Origin of the sequence: Ramlibacter sp. (assembly GCF_029866045.1) — a bacterium.
In the GTDB taxonomy this organism is placed as follows: Bacteria; Pseudomonadota; Gammaproteobacteria; order Burkholderiales; family Burkholderiaceae_C; genus Ramlibacter.
Genome location: NZ_JARXAB010000056.1, coordinates 1 through 5,635 on the forward strand (window position 1 = coordinate 1; position 5,635 = coordinate 5,635).

Sequence of the window (5,635 nt, forward strand, 5' to 3'; positions counted from 1 at the left end):
GCCATTCGATGAAGAAGGCGTGCGCGTGGCACCGCGCAAGGTGGTCAAGGGTGGGCGGGTGGAGGGCTATTTCCTGTCCAGCTATTCGGCGCGCAAGCTGGGCATGAAGACCACGGGCAACGCCGGTGGCTCACACAACCTCGTGATGACATCGCGCCTCACGCAAGCCAGCGACAACCTGGACGCCATGCTGCAAAAGCTGGGCACGGGCCTGTTTGTGGTGGAGCTGATGGGCCAGGGCGTGAATTACGTCACCGGCGACTACTCGCGCGGTGCGAGTGGCTTCTGGGTCGAGAACGGCAAGATCGCCTACCCCGTGCACGAGATCACCATTGCAGGCAACCTCAAGGACATGCTCAAGGGCATCGAGGCCGTGGGTGCCGATGCCTACAACTATGGTGCCAAGACGGTGGGTTCGATCCTGGTCAACCGCATGAAGGTGGCGGGCAGCTGATGTTCGCGTCCGCAGCAGGCGGATACCGCCAGTGGCTGTTGTGATCCGGGTTTTTTGCAACTCTCCCGCCCCAGGCCCTCGTGACTGCGAGGGCCTTTTTTCATGGAGGATTTCGTCAGGTGGCACTGCGGGGTTTGGCCGCCCAGGTGTCTTTCTTCCCGCGCATGCCCACGGGCAGCGCGAGCCCGACGCGGTGCCGGGACATCGCATCCCGGGGCTCGAGATGGGCCAGCATCAGAGTAGCTGCGTCGGCATAGGGAACGATCATCTGCGGCACCTTCGACGCGAACAGCAGCAGCATCAATGGGCTGGGTAGCCTGCCCGCAAAGGCTGGCACGGAGACCGGCAGCTGGTCCGCGGCGATGCGCAGCCGGGCGATCCCCAGCGCGGGTTGGTCGACCATCGGTCCCGGGCACAGCAGGCGCCAATCGAGGGGCGAGGTGTTCAGGCGCTCAAAGTTCTTCTTGTGCGGCCAATAGGTGTCGCGCACCTTGGGCAGTTCAACACCCCGGCGGCCTGTCTGGCCGATGTCGAGCACCGCAGCGCCCCCTAGAAACCAGCAGGTTGGCCGCTCTGCGGGTGCCAGGGACTCCACGCTGGAAACAATGCGGTCCACGAGGTCGACAAACGCGCGACCTTCGGTGACCAGCCCCGCACAGTTGATCAACGCCTCGTGGCCCCGGATGATGTCTGCCAAGGCGCTGATTGCCACGGATCCCAGGTCCACCTGGTGCACTGTGATGCGTGATCGCAGGTCCTGGGGCAGCCGGGCAGGGTTGCGCACTAGCACTGACACCTGGTGGCCTGCCGCAACAGCTTGCTGCAGTACGTGGCGGCCGAGGGAGCCCGTGGCTCCCAGGATGAGAAGACGCTTCATGATGATTCGCGAGAGGATTGAGGAAAGGTCTGCCGATGGCCGGGTAGTCATCGACGGGCGATGCCGCGATGATTCCATGCCATCGTCTCAGCAGCACTAACGGCGGGTGAGGCCCATCGCGAAGTCGGTGACTTTGTTCACAGTGCTTGTCTTTGCCTGCGGGTTCTCGCGGGTCTTGCCTGCCGCCGTACAGGTGGTGCAGGAACGCCGACGGACAGGCGATATGCTGTGCCCACCATGCCTGTCGTGCCCCCGAAGCCCCCAGCCAACGGCCATGCCGCTGACCCCATTGCGCCGCAAGACCCGGCCCTGTTGCGCCGTCTGCTGCGCGCCAAGGACCGCATGGACGCTGCGTCGCACGAAGCCTGGCCGGTGCAGCGGCTGGCCGAGGTCAGCGGCGTCTCCGACGCGCATTTCGCACGATCCTTCCGGCAGGCGTTTGGCATCCCGCCCCACCGCTACCTGCTGACCCGCCGCATCGAACAGGCCACCACGCTGCTGCGCGACACGGACTTGCCCATCACCGAGATTGCGTTTGCCACCGGGTGGGAGAGCCTGGGCACCTTCGGCCGCACCTTTCGCGACATCACGGGGCAGAGCCCCAGTGCGGTGCGCCTTCAGGCCCAGGCCCGCTTGGAGCCACTGGACAAGGTGCCGGCCTGCGTATTGAAAGCCGCACAACGCCCTGACCTCACCACCGCAGTTTCGGAGAAGCGCCGCCGCCAGCCCGCAGGTACAAAGCCGACATCAGCAACAACCAAGGAGATCTGATGGCGAAGAACCAAGGCATTGGCGTGGTGGGCGTGTATGTGGACGACCAGGACGAAGCGCTCGCGTTCTATGTGGGCAAGCTCGGGTTTCAGGTGCACACGGATGTGCGCAATGGCCCCTACCGCTGGCTGACGGTGCAGCACCCCGATCAGCCGGGCTTCCAGCTCGGCCTGTTCAGGCCTGGCCCACCGATCCATGATGAAGCCACAGCGCAAACTTTGCGCGCGATGGTGGCCAAAGGAGCCATGCCTGCGCTGGTGCTCCATGTAGCGGACTGCCGCGCCGACTATGCCCGGCTGCGCGACCTGGGTGTGGAGTTCACACAGGAGCCCGTGGACCGGTACGGCAACGTGGACGCGGGCTTTCGGGACCCGGCGGGCAACGGCTGGAAGATGATCCAGCTAGCCGCTGGAGGTGTGCAATGAGCGCCGGTGCGGGAATTCGGCGGTTCCATCGCTGGGTGTTGATGGCGTTCACGTTGGCCGTCATCGCCAATTTTGTGGCTCGCTCCCAGGGGGCAGGCAACCCGCCGGACTGGGTCACGTACGCGCCCCTGCCGCCGCTGGCACTGCTGCTGTTGACGGGGTTGTACCTGTTCGTGCAACCCTACCTGCAGCGGCTTGCTGTCCGGTCTTCTGTTAGGCCTGCCCCGGGCGGCCAGGGCTTGCCGCACGCGTGACGGCGCGCGGTGTGTCCCGCCATCACTCTGCGAAATCTGCAAAGTCCGCCAGCAACTCCAGCACGCCCTCCACTGCGGGCGAGGGCGGTGGCTGGTGGCGGTGCGCCACGGCCATGGGGCGCATGAGCGGCGGTTGCAGCGGGCGGATCTGGACATCGGGCGTGCCCTGCAGGTCCTCCACCTCCTCCATCGGTAGCAGTGCGGCGCACTGGCTGGCCACGGCCAGGCTTTTGAGGGCGCCAGGGTAGCTCAGCGCCAAAAACGGGCGCGGATGGTGCCCCGCCTGACCAAACCAGTTGGCAATCAGCCCGTGCATCTGCGTGGCGGGCGCAAACGAAGCCCAGCGTCGGCTGGCCAGCCAGTCGGGGCCGACGCGGTCTGGCGCGTCCCACGCGGCGGGCAGCAGGGCCACCATGGGGTCGTTGCGCCAGGGGGTCTGGCGCACCTCTGCCAGCGGCGGCTGGGGGCTGGCGACGATGGCAATGTCCAGCGTACCGGCCTTGAGCCGCTGCATCGACTCGGCCGAGCCCACGGCCTCCAGGCGGATTTCAACCCCGGGGCTGCGTGCCGCCAGCGCCTCCAGCATGCGTGGCAGCAGCCGGGTGCTGACACCCGCCGACACTCCCACCCGCACCATGCCTTCGCGGCCCGATGCGTGGCGCCGCACGCGTTCCACCAGGTCATCGCTGGCCAGCAACAGCTGGCGGCCTTCGCGCACCAGCACCTCGCCAGCGGGGGTGAGGTCGGCCTGCCGCCGCCCGCGCACCACCAGCTCGGCGCCCAGGCGCGATTCCAGTTCCTTGATGTGCATGCTCACCGTGGGCGGCGCGAGGTGCAACGCCTGCGCGGCGGCCGCAAAGGTGCCCAGGTCGGCGATGGTGATCAGGGTTTGCAACTGGTCGAGATTGAGGTTACGCATCAGCTTTTATGAAGTGAATCGTCATTGAATTCAACTTTACAGATGGTAAGCCCGGCGAGAGCATTGCGGGGCCATGAAACACCCGCATCCCCACACCACTGCCCCCAGAGCCGTCTCTGCTTCAAACCTTGTGGGCCGCCAGCGACCTGTGCGAACCGTTGCCATAGTCGTGTTTCTGCGTGCGCTGCGTTGGGCCGTGGCGGGCGCGCGCAACGCCAGGGATCGGTGGGCTGCCGCTGCGGCGCGCGCCGAGCGGCGCGTCACCGAGCAGTTCAGGGTGCCCCCAGGTGGGGGGTGAGAGCCATATTTGAATGAAATTGGCGTGTAGCGCAGGTAATTCATGCGCTGGTAGCTATCATTTTAGGAGTGAAGGCTGGTTGCTGCTCAGCCGGCAATCGCCTGCGCCGCAGTCTGCCCCCGCAGTGTCATGGGCAAAACGGGGCATCCGGCGTGTGTGGGGCCTGAGGGCGCTTACTTGCGCTGGTTGAAATGGCTCTCGACTTCTGCGGTATGGCCGGCATAGCTCTTGGAGATGGGCCAGGTGCTGCACAGGCTGGTGCGCAGCCGTTGGCCTGATTGGAAGGCGAACACCATGTGCTCGGACCCCTTGGCGAACCGCACACCGCAACTTCCCTGGTCGCCCCGAGTGTGCACCGTGATGGCCGTGGCCTGATCGCCTTTGTAGATGGTCGTGGGCCTGAAAAGGGCTCGGTACTCGTTTTTGTGCGCAGGGTCGACGATCTCTTCTGTCACAACGCCTTTGAACACGACCGTGGCTTGTGGAGCATTTGCTTGCGCAGAGGCGAGCTTGCAGCTGCATGCATAGGTATTGCCGGCCAGCCAGGCCATGGCGGTGGCGCAAAAGATGGTGGTGAAGGGCTTCATATTGGGCCTTGCTCAGAGGGTGGAGTGGGGCAGTTATCGAGTCGGCAGTACCGGTGCTGCAGCCGTGCTGGGGCAGTTCAATGCTGGTGACGGGCGCTCGTTGCCAACAGTGATGCGTTCGTGACGCCGGGCACAGATCAGGCTGCAGCAACGTGCTCCGCGATGGCTTGTCCCACTTGTGTTGTGCTGGCGCTTCCTCCCAGGTCCGGCGTGCGCGGCCCGCTCTTGATCACCTCTTCGATGGCCGCCACGATGGCATCGTGTGCCAACCTGCCCGCGCCCTGGCCGTGGGTGAGGAAGTCCAGCATCAGCGCTCCCGACCAGATCATCGCAATCGGGTTGGCGATGTTTTGGCCGTAGATGTCGGGCGCGGAGCCGTGCACGGGCTCGAACAGGCTGGGGAACGTGCGCTCGGGGTTCAGGTTGGCCGAAGGGGCCAGGCCAATGGTGCCGGTGGTGGCCGGGCCCAGGTCGCTGAGGATGTCGCCAAACAGGTTGGTGGCAGCCACCACGTCAAAGCGCCCAGGCTGCAGCACAAAGCGGGCGGTGAGGATGTCGATGTGCTGCTTGTCCAGCGTGACCTCGGGGTAGGCCTGGGCCACGTCGTCGGCACGCTGGTCCCACCAGGGCATGCTGATGGCGATGCCGTTGCTTTTGGTGGCCAGGGTGACATGCTTCTTGGGGCGGCTTTGCGCCAGGTCGAACGCGAACTTCAGCAGGCGGTGGGCGCCGTGGCGGGAGTAGACGGATTCCTGGATCACGATCTCGCGGTCGGTGCCCTCGTACATGATGCCGCCCAGTGACGTGTACTCCCCCTCGGTGTTCTCGCGCACCACGCAGTAGTCGATGTCACCGGGTTGGCGGCCCGCCAGGGGGCAGGGTACGCCTTCGAACAGGCGCACGGGGCGCAGGTTGATGTACTGGTCGAACTCGCGGCGAAACTTGAGCAGCGAACCCCATAGCGACACATGGTCCGGCACGGTGGCGGGCCAGCCCACGGCACCGAAGAAGATCGCGTCCATGCCCGCCAGCTGCGCCTTCCAGTCGTCG

General features: G+C 65.6%; 8 protein-coding genes. 4 read left to right on the top strand and 4 right to left on the bottom strand.

Annotated features, from left to right (window positions below; all coding sequences use genetic code 11):
• Positions 1-454: metallopeptidase TldD-related protein (locus tag QE494_RS06630; protein WP_300042126.1), on the top strand; the 454-nt coding region annotated here is incomplete at its 5' end.
• Positions 455-569: 115 nt separating this feature from the next.
• On the opposite strand, the gene QE494_RS06635 is transcribed toward QE494_RS06630, so the two are convergent.
• Positions 570-1,331, bottom strand: a complete 762-nt coding sequence (locus QE494_RS06635; protein ID WP_300042127.1) for an NAD(P)-dependent oxidoreductase — start codon at positions 1,329-1,331, stop codon at positions 570-572.
• Positions 1,332-1,568: 237 nt separating this feature from the next.
• Between QE494_RS06635 and QE494_RS06640 the strand changes: the two genes are divergently transcribed.
• From QE494_RS06640 to QE494_RS06650, 3 genes are read left to right on the top strand one after another with little or no spacing between them, the layout of a single operon-like run.
• Positions 1,569-2,102: a helix-turn-helix domain-containing protein gene (locus QE494_RS06640; RefSeq protein ID WP_300042128.1), complete on the top strand. Its 534-nt coding sequence runs from the start codon at positions 1,569-1,571 to the stop codon at positions 2,100-2,102.
• Positions 2,102-2,527, top strand: a complete 426-nt coding sequence (locus QE494_RS06645) for a VOC family protein (protein ID WP_300042129.1) — start codon at positions 2,102-2,104, stop codon at positions 2,525-2,527. The genes QE494_RS06640 and QE494_RS06645 overlap by 1 nt, the downstream gene beginning before the upstream one ends.
• Positions 2,524-2,781: a hypothetical protein gene (locus tag QE494_RS06650; protein ID WP_300042130.1), complete on the top strand. Its 258-nt coding sequence runs from the start codon at positions 2,524-2,526 to the stop codon at positions 2,779-2,781. Before QE494_RS06645 ends, QE494_RS06650 begins: the two co-directional genes overlap by 4 nt.
• 22 nt (positions 2,782-2,803) lie before the next feature.
• Here QE494_RS06650 and QE494_RS06655 read toward each other — a convergent pair whose 3' ends face one another.
• The 3 genes from QE494_RS06655 to QE494_RS06665 form a co-directional block, all read right to left on the bottom strand.
• Positions 2,804-3,700, bottom strand: coding sequence for a LysR family transcriptional regulator (locus QE494_RS06655; RefSeq protein ID WP_056058210.1), 897 nt, complete (start codon positions 3,698-3,700; stop codon positions 2,804-2,806).
• A 471-nt stretch (positions 3,701-4,171) separates the two neighbouring features.
• Positions 4,172-4,585: a hypothetical protein gene (locus tag QE494_RS06660; protein WP_300042131.1), complete on the bottom strand. Its 414-nt coding sequence runs from the start codon at positions 4,583-4,585 to the stop codon at positions 4,172-4,174.
• Positions 4,586-4,722: 137 nt separating this feature from the next.
• A partial coding sequence (locus QE494_RS06665; protein ID WP_300042132.1) for an isocitrate/isopropylmalate dehydrogenase family protein occupies positions 4,723-5,635 on the bottom strand: 913 nt, incomplete at its 5' end.

What these genes read in the sequence shown, in the direction of transcription:
- QE494_RS06635 (WP_300042127.1), bottom strand. Translation starts at nt 1,331, where the DNA reads ATGAAGCGTCTTCTCATCCTGGGAGCCACGGGCTCCCTCGGCCGCCAC.
- QE494_RS06640 (WP_300042128.1), top strand. Translation starts at nt 1,569, where the DNA reads ATGCCTGTCGTGCCCCCGAAGCCCCCAGCCAACGGCCATGCCGCTGAC.
- QE494_RS06645 (WP_300042129.1), top strand. Translation starts at nt 2,102, where the DNA reads ATGGCGAAGAACCAAGGCATTGGCGTGGTGGGCGTGTATGTGGACGAC.
- QE494_RS06650 (WP_300042130.1), top strand. Translation starts at nt 2,524, where the DNA reads ATGAGCGCCGGTGCGGGAATTCGGCGGTTCCATCGCTGGGTGTTGATG.
- QE494_RS06655 (WP_056058210.1), bottom strand. Translation starts at nt 3,700, where the DNA reads ATGCGTAACCTCAATCTCGACCAGTTGCAAACCCTGATCACCATCGCC.
- QE494_RS06660 (WP_300042131.1), bottom strand. Translation starts at nt 4,585, where the DNA reads ATGAAGCCCTTCACCACCATCTTTTGCGCCACCGCCATGGCCTGGCTG.